Genomic DNA, 19,722 nt, shown 5'->3' on the forward strand with positions numbered 1-19,722 from the left:
GGTTACCTTACATGAAACCGAAAATATATCATGTCAAAAGAAAAGGGTGCGCAGAAAGGTGACAAAAAAAAAGGCAGATAAAAATTTAAAAGAAAAAAGGGCAGATAAAAAGGAAAAAAGGGACACAAAGTCCCAGGGATCATAGCGCAGATTCTGCTCATACTCCCGATGGCTTTGGTGCGGCAACCTATTTAGATTGCCAAACACCACTTCCATTCGTTATCTTATCTGACACCAACATCCCCAAGCTTTACGGGATGGAACTACGAAGAAGGTTAAAAGAGAATGCATCACTAAACTTGAAGTGCATTCCTTATTTGTATTTTACGACCGCACTTAATCAAGATGTAGTCATTGAAGCATACAGCACATCAGCGCAAGGATTTTTTGTAAAGCCCTCAGATTTCGATGAAACAAAGGATACTTTAAAATCCATCGTTGAGTACTGGAAACGGTGCGCCTCTCCGAACAACTTTTAATGTGAAAATCAAAAAAACATGGAAAACTTATATGTGGCCGGAGACAAAGTCTCCTTGCTCATTGATCCCAGCAAGCAGTTAGTAATCAAGAAATACATAAGCCGAATTTACTACTGTGTAGATGTCAATGATGAAGATCAGAAGTTACTTGCCTATTTTGAACGAGAGTTAGTTGCACCAGCCAGTCTTTAATTTACTCAATAGTTAGCTTAAAGCGGGTCATATCAAGGATGATTTTGGCCCGCTATTTTGTTGGCGACTTTGTCCTGAGGTGAAGCGCTTACAAGCGTAGCCAGATAATCTGGCTCAATTTACTGTCTTCTGTGGCTCCATTGGCGTGATAAGGTGCCAGGCAACACATATCATCGAAGAAAGTGACGTTTTCTGACAAGTCCATTTCGGGCCTTTTTTGAAATTGAACGTTAACGAGTGATAAGAGCCTGTTGTGATGGAAATAGTACTAGCAATTCATTAAACGATAAAGATTATATGGAAATGGAAGATGTTGGAGTGAAAACTTTATCTGCCGATCTGTTAAGGAAAATGAACGCTTACTGGCAAGCTGCCAATTATTTGTCTGTCGGGCAGATTTACCTGTATAGCAACCCGTTGCTTCGAAAGCCCTTGACACTCGAACATATAAGTATGCTGGATTATTTGATCTCTGTCGGAAACAAAAGACCGGTTACCTGGATACATGGATGCCGCGGTTACCGGGTGCATGCATTTAAAGATCTTGTGCGTGAGTTGGGGGAAAAACATGGCACAATGTCTGTCCACACTTTTTATGACAAGATTGAACAACAAATTGAAGATGGTTATTATGAAGGTTTTGTGGATCTCAGTAAGGTGCAGCAAGCCATGCAACCCGATGCCCAATATTACATCTGCGGACCGGGCGCTTTTATCAAGAAACATTTTGACTATCTGAGTGCGCAGGGTGTTGCACGCGAGGCTATCCATTTTGAGGAATTTGGTCCAACCACATTGGCTGTGGAATAATGGCCGAGAAGCTGGCCCAGGCATTTATCTTGATTCTGTACCATTCCGGCCGTCCATGGCTGCGATACTTTTGTGATGCGATAATGCATGAAACATAAAAGTTTTCAATCATGAATATGTTCAGTTCAAAAGATTTTCATCAGACATTTGCACGGCCACAGTTTCAAAAACCGGCCTATCTGATCCATAAGAATGTGGAAAACGCCGGAGAGCACAACCAGTTCTCAACAGAGCGCAAGCATCCTGTCTTCTTCGTGGATCTGCCCAGCAAAAATGTGAGCATGACCATCGGCGGCTTGTTACCAGGCCAGCTGACCAACAGGCACCGTCATACTTACGAAACGGTGCTATATGTTCTGGAAGGCAACGGATTCACTGAAATCGAGGGTGAAAAAGTGGAATGGGAAAAGGGAGATGCCGTTTACATTCCTTCCTGGGCATGGCACAGACATCAAAACCTGAGTGATGCACAGCCGGCAAAATACATTGCCTGCGAAAACGCGCCCCAGCTTCAAAATCTGGGCGTTGCGCTTCGCGAAGAAGAAGGAAGAGATCTTTAAAACCATTCAAATGAAGTCTTCATTCCGGAGACTTCATTTCACTTTTTTTACCATTGATAAAAATGAAAAATGTTCCATTCAAGGGGATCATCGCATACCCTATTACGCCATTTGACGAAAATGAAAGCGTAGATCTGCCCCTGTTCAAGACACTGGTTGAACGCCTCGTTGCATCCGGTTCGCACGGCATAGCGCCACTGGGAAGCACTGGCGTGCTGCCATACCTTACAGATCAGGAAAAAGAGGCCATTACCGAGGCTACGATCCAGCAAGTTGCGGGGCGCGTGCCGACTTTGGTCGGTGTGTCCAACCTTACCACCGAGCGGACGATTCATCATGCCAAGTTTGCCGAAAAAGCAGGCGCAACTGCGGTCATGATCATTCCAATGAGTTACTGGAAACTGACCGATGATGAGATCGTCAAGCATTATGATGCCGTCGCGTCCAAAATCTCTATTCCCATCATGGCATACAACAACCCGGCAACGGGCGGCGTCGATATGTCGCCTACCCTTTTGAAACGGTTGCTGGAAATTCCCAATGTAACCATGATCAAAGAAAGCACGGGTGATGTGCAGCGTATGCATTTGCTAAAAAGAGAACTGGGCGATGATGTGGCATTTTACAATGGCTCCAACCCGCTGGCGCTCGCCGCTTTTGCCGCAGGCGCCGAAGGATGGTGCACCGCCGCACCCAATTTGATCCCCGAGCTCAACCTGAGTCTATACGACGCAATTCAAAACAATGATCTGGCATCTGCTCAAATTCTTTTTCTCGAACAGTTGAATCTGCTCAGGTTCATCGTCGCCAAAGGCTTACCCCGGGCGATTCAGGCAGGGCTTACGATTCTTGGAGAAAACGCAGGACATTTGCGAGCGCCGTTGCAACCGCTTACGAAAATTGAAACCACAGAACTCGGGCATATTCTGGAAACCACCAAAGTGGCTTTTGACTGAAATGTTCAAACAACAAAAATCATCCCTGCTTTAATTAGGGATGATTTGTCTTTGCTATACGATCTACATTTCCGAAAGCGGCTTCATTTCATAGCCCTGGTAATCGCGGACCACCTCAATAGATAAGCCAAGCGCCTTTGCCACGCCCCGTCCGTATTCCGGATCGGCCTGATAGCAGTTACGAATGTGGCGGATTTGAATGAAATGCTGCGCGCCGCCAACTGCTTCTGCTGTGTTATTAAAAAGCGCCGTCCTTTGCTGTTCATTCATCAAACGGAACAGATTTCCCGGCTGGGTAAAATAATCATTGTCTTCCCGGTGGTCCCAATGTGCCGCTTCCCCAGTAATTTTAAGCGGCGGCTCACTAAAATCAGGCTGCTGTTGCCACTGGCTGAAACTGTTGGGCTCATAAGATGTGGTACCGCCATAATTTCCATCTGTGCGCATCGCACCGTCGCGATGGTAAGAATGGCAAGGGCATTTAGGCGCATTCACAGGGATCTGGTGGTGGTTAACGCTTAACCTATAACGCTGCGCGTCGCCGTATGAAAAAAGCCGCCCCTGCAACATTCGATCCGGCGAAAAACCGATCCCAGGAACGACAGAAGCGGGATTAAACGCAGCTTGTTCGACTTCTGCAAAATAGTTGGATGGATTTCGATTCAATGTCAGCTCGCCAACTGGAATAAGTGGATAGTCAGCATGTGGCCACACCTTGGTCAAATCGAAAGGATTGATGTGGTAGCTGTAAGCATCGGCTTCTTCCATGATTTGCACATACAGGGTCCATTTCGGGAAGTTACCCGCTTCAATGTTGTCAAAAAGATCACGCTGATGGCTTTCTCTGTCATTTCCAACCAAATCAGTTGCTTCACGGTTCGTCAGGTTTTGAATGCCCTGTTGTGTTTTCAAATGAAATTTGACCCAGTAACGCTTTTGGTCACCACTGATAAAACTGAATGTATGACTGCCAAAACCGTCCATATGCCGGTAACTTTTTGGCAAACCGCGGTCGCTCATCACGACCGTTACCTGATGTAATGCTTCCGGCAAAAGTGTCCAGAAATCCCAGTTATTATCGGCGCTACGCAGATTAGTCCTCGGATCGCGTTTCACAGCGTGGTTCAGATCCGGAAATTTCAGTGGGTCACGAAGAAAGAAAACCGGCGTATTGTTTCCTACCAAGTCCCAGATGCCTTGATTGGTATAAAATTTCATCGCAAAACCACGAATGTCCCTTTCTGCATCAGCCGCGCCACGCTCGCCGGCGACAGTAGAAAACCGCACAAAAACTTCCGTCTCTTTCCCAAGCTCAGAGAAAAGATCCGCTTTGGTAAACTTCGTAATATCATGCGTCACTTTGAAGACGCCGTATGCGCCCGAGCCCTTTGCGTGCATACGGCGCTCAGGAATTACTTCCCGGTCGAAGTGCGCCATTTTCTCTAAAAACCATGTGTCTTGCAGAAGTGCCGGCCCGCGCTTGCCGGCGGTCATGATGTTTTGGTTGTCCGGCACGGGCGCACCGGTCCGATTGGTCAATTGGTTGTTGTCCATAGTGTTCAGATTATGGTAAGGTAAAATCCAGCCTGTTTAAAGGCTTAGCTGATGATCAGCACAGTCGAGTTTCAACTCCTTGTCTGCCAAGCCGCTTTTTAACAACTTGCAGTAATGGCCCACGCAAAACCGGCACTTTTAAGGGCCAGTTCATTGCGAAGCAATACGCGAAACGCTTGCGAGACCCTTGCCAATGCATCAACGATCTTTCCATCAATTTCAGCCATAGTCCGGGTTATTTTACCTTGTAAGGCAAGGTCAGTTTGCCAGAAAGCACGCTATAAACATTAACAACACCCAGCATCGGCTTATCCATGGACATGACATCTGCCGGAGCGGACACCTGCATATAGCAACTGACGGCATCGTAATTGAAATCCACCTTATTATTGACCCTGTATGTAGGTACTGAAACGCGGATTGCGCTTTGCTGGGTAACGACCTGATAACCTGGCGAATCCATATACATAGGCATGTCGGGGGCTGTTGTAGGCTTTGTGATTTTATCTGCCTTTTTATATTCCTTTACCGAGAGTCCGCCTTTTACACGCTCGTCTTTTACAAGCACCACCCAATGCGGATGCCAAACAATTCCGTCATTATCAAACTTGCCGTCGGCATTCTCATCCCAAAGCGGGCTGTCGTCAAAATCAGGATGCGAAGTAAGGGCAAGGGCCACAATGCCTTCGGTTGGATTAAAACCAATATCTTCCGGCTTCAATGTTGTAGGAAAAACGTATCCTAAGACAGGGGCCATATCCATTTTCCCCACGGCAGTGGGGACAGTCTTTCCGGCCGTTCCTTCCACGATGATCTCAAATTCGAGTGATCCGTATTTTTTGTTATGGATTACCTGCGCTGATTTGATCTTAAAATCCTTTGAGTCTTCGTATTTTTTGCAATGTTCGCATGCCATGGCGGCCGTGAAGTACAGGATTGCAGCGAGCGTGAATATTGTCGTTTTCATGTTTTGATTAGTCAAGATAAATTAACGTTACCGGCAGGGTCCTGCCGGTCTATTTTTCAACCTTTAACATCTTCCAGCGATGCGCCGAAATTGATATGCAGTACATTGCCATTTGGCGTAACCAGCGCGGGAACCGATTTAATCCCTGCACTTTCTGCTTCGCTGAGACGGCTGCGGTCTTCCCCAATATTTACAACTTCAACCTGATCTGCACCGATTAGATTAAGAATGTCGTGCTCTGCACTGACGCATACCGGACAACCTGCGTGATAGAAAATTGACTTGCTCATTTTTGTAATATTTGATAGTTGTGGCACCATTGCCGATCCAAACTTAGTGAGGAGCCCTAACGATACTTGCTGGACCATTTTGAATTAATAATACTGGACTATCTGGCTCAGCTTCGACTTATCCAACTTTGTAAAATCATAATAATCACCCGAACCTTAACAGTTGGTAGAATGCATGCACATTTTACTTTGGCCTGTTAAAATGAGACATTTAAATAAAACCAGCTAGTCCAATGCTTAGACCCTGGAAATTGGAAATCCGGATTGATCACAAGTCACAAAAGCCCGTTTATCTGCAAATCGCGGATGCTGTCATTTCAGATATTCAATCTGGAAGACTTAGTAGCGGTGATGCTTTGCCGGGAAGCCGCAACCTGGCCGAAATGTTACATGTGAACCGGAATACGATTGTAGAAGCATTGCATGTGCTGCTTAACGAAGAATGGATTGTATCCAAAGAACGGAAGGGGACATTTGTTGCCGGCACACTGCCGGTGTTCAGCAGGCAGCGTAAGACAGAAATCACCACACCGGATCAAGGCCTACCGAAGCAACATTACAGGATCATTTTTGATGATGGTTATCCAGATAGCAAAATCGCGCCCGTGACCGAGCTGGCGCGTGGATACCGGCAGATTTTCAACCGGAGTGCACGATGGCAAATGATGGGTTACGGCTGCGAATTCGGTCATGCGGATTTCATCGAAGCCATTGTACAAATGCTGAACCATCAACGTGGTATGCAAGTCAGCAGCAGTTCCGTTTGCGTGACGCGTGGCAGCCAGATGGCGATGTATCTCGCTGCCCATTGTATTTGTTCAAAAGGCGATTTTGTCCTGGTCGAAAATCCGGGTTACCAGCCTGCCTGGAAAGCATTTGAAATGGCTGGTGCCACCTTGCTGCCTGTACGGGTCGATAAGGACGGTCTGGTTACCAGCGATGTGATTGATCATTTGAAGACCCACCCGAACATAAAGGCTATTTACACAACACCACATCACCAATATCCGACCACGGTAACATTAAGTCTGCAACGAAGGCTTGAACTGATCCGCTTGTCCAACGCTCATGGATTTACCATCATTGAGGACGATTACGACAACGAATTTCATTTCGGGTACCGTCCGGTGCTTCCAGTTTCGAGCTTCGCCCAGCTACAAAATTTTGTGTACATCGGCACGATGAGCAAAGTTGTTGCGCCTGCCTTGCGCATTGGCTATCTGGTTAGTCACGATGCTTCGCTGATTTCAAAAGTGGGTGAGCTGCGCAAAATTATTGATGTTCAGGGTGATAGTATTATGGAACAGGCCGTTTTGCAGTTGATCCAGGACGGAACGATAAAACGCCACATTAAAAAGGCAACAAGCTACTACAAAGCAAAGCGCGACTACACGGTTTCGTTGCTGAATACTTATCTAAAAGAAAAGGCTGACTATATAGTTCCGGAAGGCGGTCTGGCGATTTGGATACAACCAAAGCAAGCGCAAAATTGGCAGAAAGTCAAAGAAATGATGGCCGCAAGTGGGGTTAAAATACTTCCGCCAGAACATTATAGCAACGACCCGTCGGTCAACGGCATCAGGTTGGGCTACGGATCACTTTCCGAAAAGGACTTAAAAGAAGGAATAGTGCTCTTAGCCAAACACTTGACTTATACTTAAGATGAATATTTATACCGTTTAATCGACAGGCAATTCTTCAATTGAAATTACTTTAAACAAATAGAAAAATGGCAGATCCAATTCAACTAGTGCCCGGTAATTCACTCATTACCCCTACTCCGGAAGAAGGCAGACAGCTTGCAATCAAAATGGCAAGACTGATCATTAAAGCCACCCAGCCAGATGCAGCCGTCCGGGAAAAACTTAGGTCTATATACGCTCAGGATGCAACAATGCTCGTTTTGATTGGACAAACTGTTGCCACCGAATTTGCCACAATTGCAGCAGCTAATAGTTACTGGCAAAAATGAGCAGTTGGTAGCCGAACTTACACAATTCAAGCCTTACCACGCATGCAGTAATAGTTTGTAAAGAACCCTCCTTAACAAAGGCACCTATGTATACAATGCCCTATTATTCTTCTGCAAATCCGGAAGAAGTTGTTGCTTTTATGCAAGCAAATCCATTTATTACCCTTATTGGATATGACGGGATGTACCCGGTAGCAACCCAGGTTCCGGTAAATATTATCAATGAGGGAAATGCCTTAAAGCGATAGGCCATGTGATGAAAAAGACCGATCATTGCAAGGCCTTTGAAATGCATCCGAATGTGATGGCAGTTTTTAGCGGTACACACAGCTATATTAGTGCGTCGGTCTATGAAAAGCCTGCTGCTGCTTCCACCTGGAACTACAAAACAGTACAAGCCAAAGGGATAATAAGGCTGCTCTCGCAAGAGCAGACCTATGAAATCATAAAAGATATTACTGATAAATACGAAGATCCACACAGCAGCCCCTCGGCATTCCACAAAATGGATCAGGAATATATCCGCAAAAATCTGAAAGCCATCACCGGTTTTGAAATTATGGTTTCTGACATTTTCCATGTCTTCAAAATGAGCCAGGACCACTCTCAACAGGACAGAGAAAGAATAGTTGAAGACTTACTGCGGAAGGAAGATGCCTTGTCCCTTCAGATGGCAAGAGCGATGAAACGCTATGTTTGACTTTTGCCGCAAGTTAGCTACCATGAGATGATGCATGTTGGACAACAGATGGTATAACTTGGACATAGACTGATATAAAACTGCTAATATTTAGCTTACTGTCTTATGTCTACTTTCAATTGTGCAACGGCTGTTGCACAATTGAAAGTAGTTAGTCTTTTGCCATAAGTGGCTTGTACACTACTGAAAGCGGTTGTCGCAAATACTACATCAAAGATCCAATCCGCTGCTAATCTAATGCTGGAATCTTACTCCCCTGCTACTTTTCTCAAATTAAGTTCAAAGGTTATCCCCGGCCGGGAATATCTCACTGAACATAACGCCTGTTATATAACAAAATATTATTTGGTTAGAAGTCGGCACCAAGGAGTTTATATATGAGCTAATTGATTGATTATAAACACCTTGAAACATAAATAATAAAATGAGCCTATTGTGCCGTTATTCTTCTTTCTGTAATTTTTCAATCTCCTTGTTCATCTCATCAATCAATTGTTTCTCACTCGGTAGATACAATTTGTACTCACTGGCAATAATTGTTTTGTTATTTTCAGGCAGTGAGATCTTGACCACTGCATTGTTCTTGTCTGCACAGAGAAGTATTCCGATAGTTGGGTTCTCAAAATCTCTCTTTTCAAAACGGTCATAGTAATTCACATACATTTGAAGTTGCCCGATGTCCTGATGGCTAAGCTTTGTCATTTTGATCTCGATGATGACAAAACACTGTAAGAGCCTATTATAAAAAACTAGATCGACGAAAAACTCATCTCCTTCATTATGAAGTCTTTTTTGCCTAGCGACGAAAGCAAAACCATTGCCCAATTCCAATAGGAAGTCATGAAGATGAGTGATGATAGCTTGTTCTAAGTCCTTCTCGTAATAAGAGGATTCCCTTTTCAGGTCCGAAAACTCTAGGTACATTGGATCTTTGATAATTTCTTTCGCGTCAGATGGGTTCTGTTCGCTTCGGGCAACAGCCAGAACATTTTTACGATCATTACTTAATAGCAGGCGCTCCCATAAGCTACTGTTGATTTGCCTTTCAAGCTGACGGACCGTCCAATTGTTTTTAACGGTTTCAGCAATATAAAAATCTCGCTTATCCTGCGTTTCTAATCGGATAAGCAACTTATATTGACTCCAACTTAATTGCGAATACAGTGTATTCGCAATTGGAAATTGACGATAAAACTGCCTAAAAAGCTCAATTTGCCTTTTAGAAAAGCCGCTACCAAATTCTGGTTCAAGCTGATTCGCAATTAGTTGGGTAAGGCATTGTCCATATTCTGCACGGTCCTTCCCTAATTGCTCTTCTTCAAAGATTCGTTGGCCTACCCTCTAGTACATTAAGGTTCGCTCATGATCTACTGCGCGCAGAAAAACCACCGAATTATTATCCAGCCGGAACTTATCAATAATATCTATAATCTGGATGGAAGCAAGATAATTTCAGGTTGTACTGCCGATGCCATCCCCATATTTCAACGGCATTATAGAATGACGACTGCTCTACTGACATCACATCTGCGAAACATACAACAGACTCTTCTGAGTCCGCTTCCGGAACTAACAATACTAAGTTTAATAGTTAATTGATCAGACCAAATTCGCTGCCCGAATTGGATGGAAAATAACTGCTGCACAACTCACACTTGCAAACCAACTCATTTCGGCCCATATCCCGTCAGAAAAGCATTAGCTTGTCAACCATAGTACATTTTAAGGTGCCGGATAGTACTCTTATTGTAAACTAAGATCCATTCAAGGCGTCCAAGTTTCTTAATGGGTAACAAACGGAATGACTATGAGCTTTGATGATCGAGGCCATTTCAGTACGAACTACTCAGACCAGGGCGATTGCACAATTGCCTCGCAAAAGTCCGGTCTAACGTAACCTGGCAGCATACAGGCGCAAATGTCCGCATTCATGCTGCCGTAGGTGGTCTGTGGCTTATGCTTAAAGCCTTCATAAAATGTGGCGACCATATTTTTCTTCAGTCCATTGCGGGGAAAGTTCCTTAGTATTGCTTCCCGGTCGTGCGCGGCTAACTGGTCATAGCCTTTGCCCACGACATCAAGGGCCGCACCATAATTGAGTAAGGCTACTTCGGGCTCCTTGTATTCGGCGATACCGGGTGATGTATGTAATGCGATCGTATCCCAGGCAAGTTGCAGTGACTGGGGCGGCAGACCGTAACCTTGCAAGAAATCGCGAGCCGCATTTGCACCGTCAACTTCGAACCGCTTGTCGTCGCTTCGGTAATGCGCGGTCAGTCCTAGGTCATGAAACATCGTACTCACGTACAACAACTCTGCGTCAAAGCGGAGCTTGTTTTGCTGCCCGTTAAGTGCTGCAAACAAAAAAGTACGCAGTGAATGGTTGTATAATAAATCACTGCCATGTTCGCGCAACAATTCCGTGGCCTGAGCCGACATGGCGCTATCGGGGATCCGTACGCCGGCGATCGTTTTACCTGAAATTGAACTCATAATGCTTGTGTTTTTGTGGAAATACCAATCCGGTTTAGGAAATTCATGTGTGATATACAGATCATAATGTCTGCTATTTCCTTTTTTGTAAAGTATGACCGGAGCTTCTCATAAGCTTGGTCTGAAATGCCATGCTGGAAGATAAAGGTCATTTCTTCTGCCACTTGCAGTGCTGAACGTTCACTTTCCGAAAACAGCGGACTTTCCTGCCAGGCACTCAAGGCGAAGATGCGCCGCGGTGTTTCGCCATGTCGCAATGCGTCCTGCGTGTGGTAATCGATGCAGTAAGCGCATTTGTTAATCTGTGAAACCCTGATTTTGATAAGTTCTATCAGGCTTTTAGGAAGCGTGGATTGATATAGACGTTTGTCTATTGCCGATACCAATTCCCAGTATACTGGCTCCTCTTCCCACACATCGAGACGGTGTTTGATGACTTTGTTCATAATAATCATGTTTTGTTATACAAAGGTTGAAAATCACGGCGCCCCGGTTCCTTAAACTGGTTTAAGAAAGAAACTTTTTGCTTCACTCACTTAGGCATTCAAGTGTAAAGCCTAGAAAGAAGTCATCGGACATTGCGGGACGCGCTGGGAAAATCCAGGATATGTTTTTAGATAATGCTCCAAGAAGTCCTCTTTGAGAAATTGTGAAGTTCCGTAACCACATTCAAGAAGCTACATTTGAACGCTAAACATTATACTCGCCTTGCCATACATAACTTCCTGACATCAGTTGGTCGCTCCGCCGTTGACGAGCAAATGCTGCCCATTTACAAAAGGAGAAAGGTCGCTGGCGAAAAACTCAGCCACATTGGCAACATCTTCTACTTCGGCCAGCCTTTCCATAGGGCAGCTCTCGAGCAGTTGCTTCCGCAATTCCGGATAACTGCCGGGCTCGGCAAAGATGCCGGAGTGGTCTACTGCAAAGGGAATAATGGTGTTAACAGTCACGCCCCTGTGACCGATTTCTTTGGACAAAATATCAACCAAATATCTCGGCGTGGTTTTGCTTCCGCCGTAAACCGCCATTCCGGGAACAGGAAATGAAGTGGTGCTGGAAGCAATGTAAATGATGCGCCCGTTGTCCTCCACATTTCTGGCTGCCTGCTGCATGGTGAAGTAAGTGCCTTTTGTATTGAAACCTTGCTCACATCTGCCTGCACGGCAATGACTTCTATGCCCATTGCCTTGATATTGCTCACCACCTGATCAGCAGAAGCCTTATCCCGCGAGTAATTTATGACAATGTTTGCACCCAATGCTGCATAACGTTCAGCGATTGCTTTTCCCAACCCCCGCGCTGATCCGGTGATCAGCGCCACTTTATTTTTCAAACTGTTCATGATTTCTGATTTAATGTTTGCCGAAAATTTAACAGCAGTCGCTCAGGCCATGCCGCCGTTAGCCCCGATATTTTGTGCATTAATCCATTTAGCTTCGTCACTGGCCAGAAAAACCACGATTTTTGCGATGTCATCCGGCTCACCAATGCGGTTAAAAGCGGAAAGGGAAGACAACTTGTCGATTACTTCCTGTGGTTTGCCTTTGGTAAAAAGCTCGGTGTTGGTTGGTCCCGGTGATATGGAATTAACATTGATGCCCCTGGCGCCGACTTCTTTGGAAAAAACGCGGGTAAGCTGCTCAACCGCTGCTTTTGTGGCTACATACGTGCTGTAAGTTGGCAGCATAATCCGGTTCACTGAACTTGAAAAATTGATGATACTGCCTTTGTCGGACAGGCGTGTTGCCGCCTCACGCATGGTGTTAAACGTACCGCGCACATTAATATCAAACTGCCGGGTGAAGTCCTCATCAGTCGTATCTTTCAGGAGTTTGGTAATCATAATACCTGCATTATTGACCAGCACATCGATCTTTCCATAAAGCGCGATTGCGGTATCAAATAGCGTTTTCACGTCGGCGGCACTGCTCACATCCGCCCGGATCGCAATCGCTTCACCACCATGATCAGTAATTTCACTCACCGTTTGATCGGCCGCCTGCTGCGAACCGGCATAATTGACGATGACCTTTGCGCCTGCTGCTGCCAATGCGCGCGCGATGGCAGCGCCGATCCCTCTTGAAGCACCTGTAACCAGTATTACTTTGTCTATTAGATTTTTCATAATTGTTCTTTTTTTTTTCTGTGAGTTCAGTGAAGAGGATTGCACAATGGCCTTATCATTGACTTGTTCATCATTTTCATGAGCATGCGCCGTCTCTATAATTACATCATGCCAGGCTTAAATGTCCTTTTCAAAAGCTGCAACCTTTTTTGTACCGCATCAACCGCTGCTTTTGCCTGCTCTTCGCTGGTCACGTCTAGGATGGCTACATGAAGATTCCCATCGTTACCTAATGTTTCTGCTAATTCCTGGGGCTTACTGCGGACGGTTGCTACTACGTTGTCGCCCGAAGCGAGCACTGCCTTGGTTAGTTCAAATCCAAGGCCCCTGGCCCCGCCCGTGATCAGCCACGTTTTTTGCGTTTTCATTTGGTTTTTTGATAGTTGGAATTATTCACTCCATGGTGAGTGCAAAATGCAGTCACAGAAATTCTTTCTTTTGAAATCAGGAAGCATGTAGGCGCACACATCGGCTTTAATGTTACCGAATGTCGTGTCGGTTTTATGTTCAAAACCAGAGAAGAATGTTGGGATGATACTTTGCTTAAAACCACTTCTTGGAAAAGCTGCAATGATCTCCTCCCTATTTTCCGGGCTTAAATGCTCATAGCCCTCCCCCATGACATCCAGGCCGACCCCGGAGTACATCAAAGCAACTTCAGCTTCTTTGTGTTCAGCTATCCCAATAGTGGTGTGAAGCGCAATGGTGTCCCATACCAATTGCAAAGATTCACCAGGCAGGCCGTGGCTTTTTAGGAAATCTCTGGCGGCATTCGCCCCATCGACCTCAAAGCGTTTATCGGGGCTGCTGTAATGCGGCGTAAGCCCAAGATCGTGGAAGACTGAACTGACGTAGAGCAGCTCCGCATCGTATTGCAAATTGACTCTTTTCCCATTCAATGATGAGAACAAAAAGACCCTTAACGAGTGATTGTAGATGAATTCAGTACCATGTTCCAGCAAAAGTTCTGTTGCCTGAGTGGCAATCGCGCTGTCGGGAATGGTGATCCCTGCCAATGATTTGATTCTGTTTACCGACATAATTAAGGTGTTTTAGATTGACCCAAAATTATGGCGGGATGCGGCTCAAAGGAATGTCAAAATATCCGTTTCACCTTCCAATATTGACGAAGTAGGCCCGGTAGTCAGTCGGGGAAGCACTGACATTCTTTTTGAAAAAGGAACTAAACTGTTCCGGGGTGGAAAAGCTTAGCTGATAGGCGATTTCTTTTACGGGAAGCGTCGAAAATTGTAAGCGCCTTTTTGCTTCTGCAACCAACTGTCCATTGATAATTTGTTTTGCCCCCTTTCCGCAACTGTTCTTGCAAACGTCTGAAAGCCGACGGGGCGTAACATTGAGCAATGCTGCATAGTAATTTACATCATGCAAGCCCTGGTAGTGCTGGCTGACTTGCTCGACAAATCTACGGTAAAGCTGCTTGTCGTAATCATCATACCCATGCAAAAGTGCGGCATTGATGTTGGCAATCTTGATCATAATGATCTTTAAGTAGGCTGCCATCGCGTCAAGCTTGTTGATATAATCTACCCGGCGATGCTCTTGGTAAATGGCCTCAAAAAGTGGGCTGAGCTCAGCGGACGTCATTTCATTTAGAGGTATAAACTGATTTGCAGACGCGTTATTAAAGAGAACCGCTTTGCAGTTATTGGCACTTTGAGGGGCGCGCTCCCAAAAACAGTCACCAAATGAAAGCTCATAGCCCGTAATCCGTAGGTCCGCGCCTGTCAGGATTTGCCCTTTGGCAACCAACAGCAACTGCGGCGAATTGAGCTCGTAAGCTTGTTCATCCACACTAATGCTACCGCTGCCCGATTGGACCATGATAATCCGATGGTATGCGAGCCTGCATTTTTCAACGTGCATGCGACCGTTCAGCAAATTAATCGAGAACGAATCCTTGATCTCATTTTCAAGTGATGCATTTGGAATACTTATCATGACGCATGTATTTGGTGAGACTTGCCATGTAAAAATACGAATCACTTGCTATAAGTACTAGGATATCTGGCAAGATCAATCTCTGTGAAACTTGCTTCGCTCACGTTTATTTGCATTCAATCCAATTGAACTTGACATCTAGACAAAGTTGGACCCGACACAAAGCAGCCAGACAAATTACTCCTGATTTTTACTCTCATCAACCATTGAACTTGAAAATGAACGCTCAAACAGTTTTTGTGACAGCAGGATCTGGATCCGAAGCGATTCACACAATAGGTTATCGAAAGTGAAATTTACCATGTTCCTGATGTTATTGAACTGCCTAAAAAGACCTTAAGACCACGATAAGGTGCAAAATGCAAGGATGGGACATTTCGTTTCAACCACCGAATTTTAAAACCTCCTAATCGTTACAAAACAAAGTTTGTTTGGGATCCGGTAATAATCCAATGTATTGACCACATGTGGGGCACTGTTTCAGGACTTCTATATATTAGTGCAGTAGAAAAGTAATTATTAAATATACCGTCTATTCACTTGAAAAGCTAAGATTCAGCTTATCTTCCAATTATGCTTTAGCGACTGCTTTTAATGTACGCTAACAAACGACAAATGGGAGAAAGAACCATGGACCTAGCTCACTGCTGGCTTTGCAATCCGAAGAAACATTTACCCCTAAAAGAGAGGCTTTCTGTTTTGTACAAACAGATTTGGCTAAGTCTTGGATATCATTGCCAGATGTTTTGCGGCAGAACAATTATCGGCCTAGATTCAACGGATACAATATGCGGTGGGCATGCCTTAACTGCTTAAGTCAGCACAACTCGGAAATGCAGATTGAAAATTTCTGAAAAAACGAAATAAGTGCTACATTACCTCAGATAAAGGGTGCAAATGCATATGGGGTGCACCTATATTATAGCTTGTCAGGAATGTTAAACGAGTACACTTTCGTGGCAGATATTAAAGTTTAGGTTGACATTCCATTGTTGCCTTTTATAGAAAAAAATTATTAGAATGACAGATCACCCAACTCATTTTGCTCCAGAACTGCATATTCCCAATGGGACTATTGAAATTGATTTTTACAAGGAATTCGGAGCAACTGAAAATTTTTGTCTTCGTAACGATGACGGAAGCATTCACGTAGCTGAATTAGAAAGTAACGGGGCAATTTTTCATGTGCACGAAACAATGCGTGACGCTCTCGAACCTATAAGTGCCAAAGGAGTGACAACGATTATCGGATTGTTTGTCCCTAATGTAGACGAAGTAATGAATAAAGCTATTCAGGCGGGAGCAACAGAGGTTAATCCTACAACAGATCATGATTATGGCTATCGACAAGGAATGTTTAAAGACCCTTTCGGACACTATTGGCAAATACAGAAAAAAATCTAAATGAACACACAATAGAGCATGGCCATGCAAATCTGAGGGAAATTTTTAGCATTAAAGCCTGATTGCCTTCCACTTATATGGCCGGAATTCGCTTAGAGTTATATTATTGCGCTCACACCCTTACATGTAGTATTCCCGACAACCGAAGATGAAATTGAGAAGGGCTAATCTGCCCTTTTATGTGGCAAAATCAAATTCCTTGCAAATCTTAGCAGCTCTTGCTTTTGCTGTAATGTTCTTTGCATTGGCAATTGTGCAAATCCAACTATCAGCAATGAATAGCTGGTGATAAGTGCTCGGCAAGGCTTCACCCCCGGACTTATTGACGCATGGCTGGTCGTATACCAGCGACTCGCAACGATCATGTCGATTGCAGAAGCGGATTTGTGTAGCGGTTGGATAGAGTAGCTGGCGGGCTTTTGTGGTCAAACAAAAAGTGCAGGAGTCGCAGGAGGTTACTTCCTTCTACCTATATCCTTTTGATAGAGGATGCAGCCGATTTCATTCCGGGATATTATATTGCAGTACGCCTGTTTGTGCCGAAATTGAATGTATTCCAACTGCGCCAGTACAGCATCACATGCGATGTTAGAGGGTTTCAACGATATTTATAAATCGAACAACTTCATCATACGCGGTTTTCCCAAAATTTCTAAAATTCTTAAAATGACTTAGTCCGTATTTATTCTTTGCTTCTATCAAGTCTTTCACTGTTTTTATATTAGCACTTTTCAAACATAAGGAAGTCCGCGTTGAAAGTGGGGTTGAGACAATTTCTGTATCTAAGTAATTGCCTTTATAATCGTAGTTCCCCGAAAGAGATTTCCTGGCATCCTCAATAAGCATCTTTTGATTCTTAACAAATTCATTCAGCACTTGTATATCCTGTTTAATACTACCACTAGGCTCATAAATTAAAGCTGTTTAGATCTGCTTCTCCAATTTCCTAATAAACAGTTCAACTCTATAAGATGCTTTCAAAATATCCTCCGTTTCAATATTATTTTTTGCCATACTTATTTATGTTACCTATGACTCAACTATCTAATCATTGAAGGAGACATATTCTATACAACCATCTCAGCTGCTTTCAATAATTATTAAATGTCGCTTTTGACGAAATTTCATGAGCCTTCATTATTTCCTCAATGCTTCAATTTTTCTTTTCGTGTGATCTTTTACTGGATACTTGATTGCATCATATTTACTTATAAGTCTCTTGGTCAACCTAATGTCCTACACTTTGTTTGCTTTACTGTATTCCAGCTTTTGAAAAAGCGTCCATTTGTGGAGCCAGGTTCTGTTCCTAGACAGTTACCCTTCCATATCCGAATTTCATACTGTTGTACACGTTACTCAACTTTTTAAATATAATGTAATTTGCTTTCGAGTACAACAACTATGCGCCTCTATCTGCTATCAAACATATCTTAGTGTAAACTTCAGGACTCTTTTCCCAAAATTTCAGAGTTAAATTGCCATAATATAGATACGAATATTTCGACCGTCAGTTATGTTGAAAATGCGGAAGGAGAAAAAATGAATCTTTAGTTTGGACTAGTGATCCCGCCTTCAATCGCAATCCTTTCATGCTTTAAGTAACACAGCGTTGCCTTACTTCCGATTTTAAGCTGGAATGAAAGCTTTCGACCAGTAACTTAAACATGCTATGCGATGATGTGCGCCTTGCGGAAATGTCGGAACAACATTGTACTTTAGAAGAAGCATTTATTACTAATTGTACTTCAAAGGTGTGACAGTTAAAGCGATAGTCAGGATTGCTAAATAAAACTGCTAAAAATTTATCAGGTTCTCCGAGCGGATCCTAAGAATTCACTCCAGCAGTAACTTCACCTAGATCTTCTTTTAATAGCGATTTGAACATAATTTCAATTTTAATCTTCTAAAAAGGTAAAAAATGAAAAATTTCGAAAACAAGACTATTATCATTACCGGTGCCGCAATGGGGCTTGGTCTAGCAGTCGCAAAGGAACTGGCTTTGAGAGGAGCTAATCTTACACTTGTTGACTATAATCAGCAAAGTCTTTTCCAGGCTAAGGATGAGATCAGCCGAGAATTTCCGGCTAACAAAATTATTACTGTTGTGGCGGATGTTTCCCAGGAAGCTGCCGTAAAAGGTTACGTTGATGAAACAATTAATCAGTTTGGCCGTATTGATGGGCTGTACAACAATGCCGGAATTGAAGGCAAGCAAGCCAGTATTACAGAATATGACCTAGACATCTTTAAAAAAGTAATTGATATAAATCTTATGGGAGTATACTACGCTATGCGCTATGTTATTCCTTTCATGCAAAACCAAAAGTACGGTAGGATCGTAAATGTTGCGTCCGTAGGAGGCATCAGGGGTGTTTTAAATCAAAGTCCGTATGTAGCAACAAAACATGCAGTGTCAGGCATGACAAAAAATGCAGCGCTAGAATATGCGAAAGACGGCATCAATACAAATGCGATTGCTCCGGGAGCCATACTTACACCTATGGTTGCGGAAGCTTTTAAACAGGTAAATCCTGAGGATCCGAAAGCTGCTGAATCAGAATATGCTAAGGCCAATCCTACAAAACGGCTTGGCCTGCCCGAAGAAGTGGCGAAGGTAGTGGCGTTTCTTTTAAGCGACGAATGTTCCTATGTAAATGGGCAGATTCTTGCTATTGATGGGGGGCAGTCAAACAGTTATGGCAATGTTTAACAAGTTCAGTGTAAAGCTGCAAACGATTATTTGCAAATTAGCAAACGGAAACAGCAAGGGCCTCGTTAAGCTCATCCCCCTTCTGATACTTATTTACGTATCACTGACGGCCAGCGGGCAAACTAGTAAGCCAGCCAAGGCAAATTTATCAGCGCTAACTGCAATTGAAAGCAAGATCCGCGACAAAACGATGGCCACCGAGTCCAAGTTGATCGGCTGGCGCCGGGATATACACCAAAATCCAGAACTGGGGGATCAGGAAGAACGCACTTCAAAACTGGTTGCAGAACACCTCCGCACTCTGGGAATTGAAGTGCAAACAGGAGTGGGCGGCACAGGGGTCATAGGCATATTGAAGGGCGGGAAGCCAGGGAAGTTGGTTGCCCTGCGGGCAGATATGGATGCCTTGGCCGTTAAGGAGCCCGCCGGATTACCATTCGCTTCAAAGGCCACAGCCCAAATAAACGGAAAGACTGAATACCTGATGCATGCCTGTGGGCACGACGCACATACGGCTATGCTAATGGCCGCAGCCGAAGTGCTTGCGA

At 44.2% G+C, this 19,722-nt stretch carries 23 protein-coding genes and 1 pseudogene; 11 read left to right on the plus strand and 13 right to left on the minus strand.

Translation table 11 applies throughout. The features are described from left to right. The first annotated feature begins 104 nt into the window (after positions 1-104). The 4 genes from LZG74_RS25930 to LZG74_RS25945 all read left to right on the plus strand — a co-directional run bounded on the left by LZG74_RS25930 (position 105) and on the right by LZG74_RS25945 (position 2,997). The gene (locus LZG74_RS25930; RefSeq protein ID WP_310589392.1) at positions 105-479 is read left to right on the plus strand and encodes a response regulator; all 375 of its coding nucleotides are present in this window, start codon (positions 105-107) and stop codon (positions 477-479) included. Positions 480-968: 489 nt separating this feature from the next. Further along, positions 969-1,481 (plus strand): hypothetical protein, encoded by a 513-nt coding sequence (locus LZG74_RS25935; RefSeq protein ID WP_233799361.1) that lies wholly within the window; start codon positions 969-971, stop codon positions 1,479-1,481. A gap of 110 nt (positions 1,482-1,591) precedes the next feature. Further along, on the plus strand, positions 1,592-2,041 hold the full coding sequence (locus LZG74_RS25940; protein WP_233799362.1) for a cupin domain-containing protein: 450 nt from the start codon (positions 1,592-1,594) through the stop codon (positions 2,039-2,041). A gap of 62 nt (positions 2,042-2,103) precedes the next feature. After that, complete coding sequence (locus LZG74_RS25945) at positions 2,104-2,997, plus strand: dihydrodipicolinate synthase family protein (RefSeq protein ID WP_233799363.1); 894 nt, start codon at positions 2,104-2,106, stop codon at positions 2,995-2,997. A gap of 63 nt (positions 2,998-3,060) precedes the next feature. On the opposite strand, the gene LZG74_RS25950 is transcribed toward LZG74_RS25945, so the two are convergent. From LZG74_RS25950 to LZG74_RS25960, 4 genes are all read right to left on the minus strand, one after another. Next, entirely contained in the window at positions 3,061-4,551 is a 1,491-nt protein-coding gene (locus LZG74_RS25950; protein WP_233799364.1) for a catalase, read from the minus strand. Between the two features lie 98 nt (positions 4,552-4,649). Further along, positions 4,650-4,778 carry a hypothetical protein gene (locus LZG74_RS26325; protein ID WP_255699691.1) on the minus strand — a complete coding sequence of 43 codons (129 nt, stop codon included), beginning with the start codon at positions 4,776-4,778 and terminating at the stop codon, positions 4,650-4,652. 8 nt (positions 4,779-4,786) lie between these two features. Then, on the minus strand, positions 4,787-5,518 hold the full coding sequence (locus LZG74_RS25955; RefSeq protein WP_233799365.1) for a hypothetical protein: 732 nt from the start codon (positions 5,516-5,518) through the stop codon (positions 4,787-4,789). A gap of 56 nt (positions 5,519-5,574) precedes the next feature. Further along, positions 5,575-5,808, minus strand: coding sequence for a thioredoxin family protein (locus tag LZG74_RS25960; RefSeq protein WP_233799366.1), 234 nt, complete (start codon positions 5,806-5,808; stop codon positions 5,575-5,577). Positions 5,809-6,041: 233 nt separating this feature from the next. On the opposite strand from LZG74_RS25960, the gene LZG74_RS25965 reads away from it, so the two are divergent. The 4 genes from LZG74_RS25965 to LZG74_RS25975 all read left to right on the plus strand — a co-directional run bounded on the left by LZG74_RS25965 (position 6,042) and on the right by LZG74_RS25975 (position 8,480). Continuing rightward, positions 6,042-7,469 (plus strand): PLP-dependent aminotransferase family protein, encoded by a 1,428-nt coding sequence (locus LZG74_RS25965; protein ID WP_233799367.1) that lies wholly within the window; start codon positions 6,042-6,044, stop codon positions 7,467-7,469. Between the two features lie 68 nt (positions 7,470-7,537). Continuing rightward, positions 7,538-7,780, plus strand: a complete 243-nt coding sequence (locus LZG74_RS25970; protein ID WP_233799368.1) for a hexameric tyrosine-coordinated heme protein — start codon at positions 7,538-7,540, stop codon at positions 7,778-7,780. A gap of 95 nt (positions 7,781-7,875) precedes the next feature. Continuing rightward, on the plus strand, positions 7,876-8,028 hold the full coding sequence (locus LZG74_RS26645; RefSeq protein WP_409014539.1) for a hypothetical protein: 153 nt from the start codon (positions 7,876-7,878) through the stop codon (positions 8,026-8,028). 8 nt (positions 8,029-8,036) lie between these two features. Beyond that, entirely contained in the window at positions 8,037-8,480 is a 444-nt protein-coding gene (locus tag LZG74_RS25975) for an FMN-binding negative transcriptional regulator (protein WP_233799369.1), read from the plus strand. A gap of 441 nt (positions 8,481-8,921) precedes the next feature. Here the strand turns inward: LZG74_RS25975 and LZG74_RS26470 are convergent, their stop codons facing one another. The 8 genes and pseudogenes from LZG74_RS26470 to LZG74_RS26020 all read right to left on the minus strand — a co-directional run bounded on the left by LZG74_RS26470 (position 8,922) and on the right by LZG74_RS26020 (position 15,060). Then, complete coding sequence (locus LZG74_RS26470) at positions 8,922-9,806, minus strand: PDDEXK nuclease domain-containing protein (RefSeq protein ID WP_233799383.1); 885 nt, start codon at positions 9,804-9,806, stop codon at positions 8,922-8,924. Positions 9,807-10,322: 516 nt separating this feature from the next. Continuing rightward, complete coding sequence (locus LZG74_RS25985; RefSeq protein ID WP_233799370.1) at positions 10,323-10,973, minus strand: HD domain-containing protein; 651 nt, start codon at positions 10,971-10,973, stop codon at positions 10,323-10,325. Further along, positions 10,970-11,419 (minus strand): carboxymuconolactone decarboxylase family protein, encoded by a 450-nt coding sequence (locus tag LZG74_RS25990; RefSeq protein ID WP_233799371.1) that lies wholly within the window; start codon positions 11,417-11,419, stop codon positions 10,970-10,972. The genes LZG74_RS25985 and LZG74_RS25990 overlap by 4 nt, the downstream gene beginning before the upstream one ends. A gap of 285 nt (positions 11,420-11,704) precedes the next feature. After that, positions 11,705-12,318, minus strand: a pseudogene (locus tag LZG74_RS26650) (SDR family oxidoreductase). A gap of 42 nt (positions 12,319-12,360) precedes the next feature. Then, positions 12,361-13,101, minus strand: coding sequence for an SDR family oxidoreductase (locus LZG74_RS26005; RefSeq protein ID WP_233799373.1), 741 nt, complete (start codon positions 13,099-13,101; stop codon positions 12,361-12,363). A 101-nt stretch (positions 13,102-13,202) separates the two neighbouring features. After that, a complete protein-coding gene (locus tag LZG74_RS26010) occupies positions 13,203-13,469 on the minus strand; it encodes an SDR family NAD(P)-dependent oxidoreductase (protein ID WP_233799374.1) in 267 nt (88 codons plus the stop codon). Between the two features lie 21 nt (positions 13,470-13,490). Next, on the minus strand, positions 13,491-14,141 hold the full coding sequence (locus LZG74_RS26015; RefSeq protein WP_233799375.1) for an HD domain-containing protein: 651 nt from the start codon (positions 14,139-14,141) through the stop codon (positions 13,491-13,493). Positions 14,142-14,211: 70 nt separating this feature from the next. Further along, positions 14,212-15,060 (minus strand): AraC family transcriptional regulator, encoded by an 849-nt coding sequence (locus LZG74_RS26020; RefSeq protein WP_233799376.1) that lies wholly within the window; start codon positions 15,058-15,060, stop codon positions 14,212-14,214. A gap of 1,020 nt (positions 15,061-16,080) precedes the next feature. On the opposite strand from LZG74_RS26020, the gene LZG74_RS26025 reads away from it, so the two are divergent. Next, complete coding sequence (locus tag LZG74_RS26025; protein ID WP_233799377.1) at positions 16,081-16,464, plus strand: glyoxalase/bleomycin resistance/extradiol dioxygenase family protein; 384 nt, start codon at positions 16,081-16,083, stop codon at positions 16,462-16,464. 588 nt (positions 16,465-17,052) lie between these two features. On the opposite strand, the gene LZG74_RS26655 is transcribed toward LZG74_RS26025, so the two are convergent. Next, positions 17,053-17,310: a DNA-directed RNA polymerase subunit alpha C-terminal domain-containing protein gene (locus LZG74_RS26655; RefSeq protein ID WP_409014540.1), complete on the minus strand. Its 258-nt coding sequence runs from the start codon at positions 17,308-17,310 to the stop codon at positions 17,053-17,055. 1,072 nt (positions 17,311-18,382) lie between these two features. On the opposite strand from LZG74_RS26655, the gene LZG74_RS26030 reads away from it, so the two are divergent. Together LZG74_RS26030 and LZG74_RS26035 are read left to right on the plus strand one after the other, a co-directional pair. Then, on the plus strand, positions 18,383-19,174 hold the full coding sequence (locus LZG74_RS26030) for a glucose 1-dehydrogenase (RefSeq protein ID WP_233799378.1): 792 nt from the start codon (positions 18,383-18,385) through the stop codon (positions 19,172-19,174). After that, a partial coding sequence (locus LZG74_RS26035) for a M20/M25/M40 family metallo-hydrolase (RefSeq protein WP_233799379.1) occupies positions 19,167-19,722 on the plus strand: 556 nt, incomplete at its 3' end. The genes LZG74_RS26030 and LZG74_RS26035, both read left to right, overlap by 8 nt.

The organism is Dyadobacter sp. CY327, assembly GCF_021390415.1.
Lineage (GTDB): Bacteria > Bacteroidota > Bacteroidia > Cytophagales > Spirosomataceae > Dyadobacter > Dyadobacter chenhuakuii.

Bases quoted from the DNA above. Each gene is read 5' to 3' on its own strand.
- LZG74_RS25935 (WP_233799361.1), top strand. From the start codon at position 969: ATGGAAATGGAAGATGTTGGAGTGAAAACTTTATCTGCCGATCTGTTA.
- LZG74_RS25940 (WP_233799362.1), top strand. From the start codon at position 1,592: ATGAATATGTTCAGTTCAAAAGATTTTCATCAGACATTTGCACGGCCA.
- LZG74_RS25945 (WP_233799363.1), top strand. From the start codon at position 2,104: ATGAAAAATGTTCCATTCAAGGGGATCATCGCATACCCTATTACGCCA.
- LZG74_RS25950 (WP_233799364.1), bottom strand. From the start codon at position 4,551: ATGGACAACAACCAATTGACCAATCGGACCGGTGCGCCCGTGCCGGAC.
- LZG74_RS26325 (WP_255699691.1), bottom strand. From the start codon at position 4,778: ATGGCTGAAATTGATGGAAAGATCGTTGATGCATTGGCAAGGGTCTCG.
- LZG74_RS25955 (WP_233799365.1), bottom strand. From the start codon at position 5,518: ATGAAAACGACAATATTCACGCTCGCTGCAATCCTGTACTTCACGGCC.
- LZG74_RS25960 (WP_233799366.1), bottom strand. From the start codon at position 5,808: ATGAGCAAGTCAATTTTCTATCACGCAGGTTGTCCGGTATGCGTCAGT.
- LZG74_RS25965 (WP_233799367.1), top strand. From the start codon at position 6,042: ATGCTTAGACCCTGGAAATTGGAAATCCGGATTGATCACAAGTCACAA.
- LZG74_RS25970 (WP_233799368.1), top strand. From the start codon at position 7,538: ATGGCAGATCCAATTCAACTAGTGCCCGGTAATTCACTCATTACCCCT.
- LZG74_RS26645 (WP_409014539.1), top strand. From the start codon at position 7,876: ATGCCCTATTATTCTTCTGCAAATCCGGAAGAAGTTGTTGCTTTTATG.
- LZG74_RS25975 (WP_233799369.1), top strand. From the start codon at position 8,037: ATGAAAAAGACCGATCATTGCAAGGCCTTTGAAATGCATCCGAATGTG.
- LZG74_RS25985 (WP_233799370.1), bottom strand. From the start codon at position 10,973: ATGAGTTCAATTTCAGGTAAAACGATCGCCGGCGTACGGATCCCCGAT.
- LZG74_RS25990 (WP_233799371.1), bottom strand. From the start codon at position 11,419: ATGAACAAAGTCATCAAACACCGTCTCGATGTGTGGGAAGAGGAGCCA.
- LZG74_RS26005 (WP_233799373.1), bottom strand. From the start codon at position 13,101: ATGAAAAATCTAATAGACAAAGTAATACTGGTTACAGGTGCTTCAAGA.
- LZG74_RS26010 (WP_233799374.1), bottom strand. From the start codon at position 13,469: ATGAAAACGCAAAAAACGTGGCTGATCACGGGCGGGGCCAGGGGCCTT.
- LZG74_RS26015 (WP_233799375.1), bottom strand. From the start codon at position 14,141: ATGTCGGTAAACAGAATCAAATCATTGGCAGGGATCACCATTCCCGAC.
- LZG74_RS26020 (WP_233799376.1), bottom strand. From the start codon at position 15,060: ATGATAAGTATTCCAAATGCATCACTTGAAAATGAGATCAAGGATTCG.
- LZG74_RS26025 (WP_233799377.1), top strand. From the start codon at position 16,081: ATGACAGATCACCCAACTCATTTTGCTCCAGAACTGCATATTCCCAAT.
- LZG74_RS26655 (WP_409014540.1), bottom strand. From the start codon at position 17,310: ATGCTTATTGAGGATGCCAGGAAATCTCTTTCGGGGAACTACGATTAT.
- LZG74_RS26030 (WP_233799378.1), top strand. From the start codon at position 18,383: ATGAAAAATTTCGAAAACAAGACTATTATCATTACCGGTGCCGCAATG.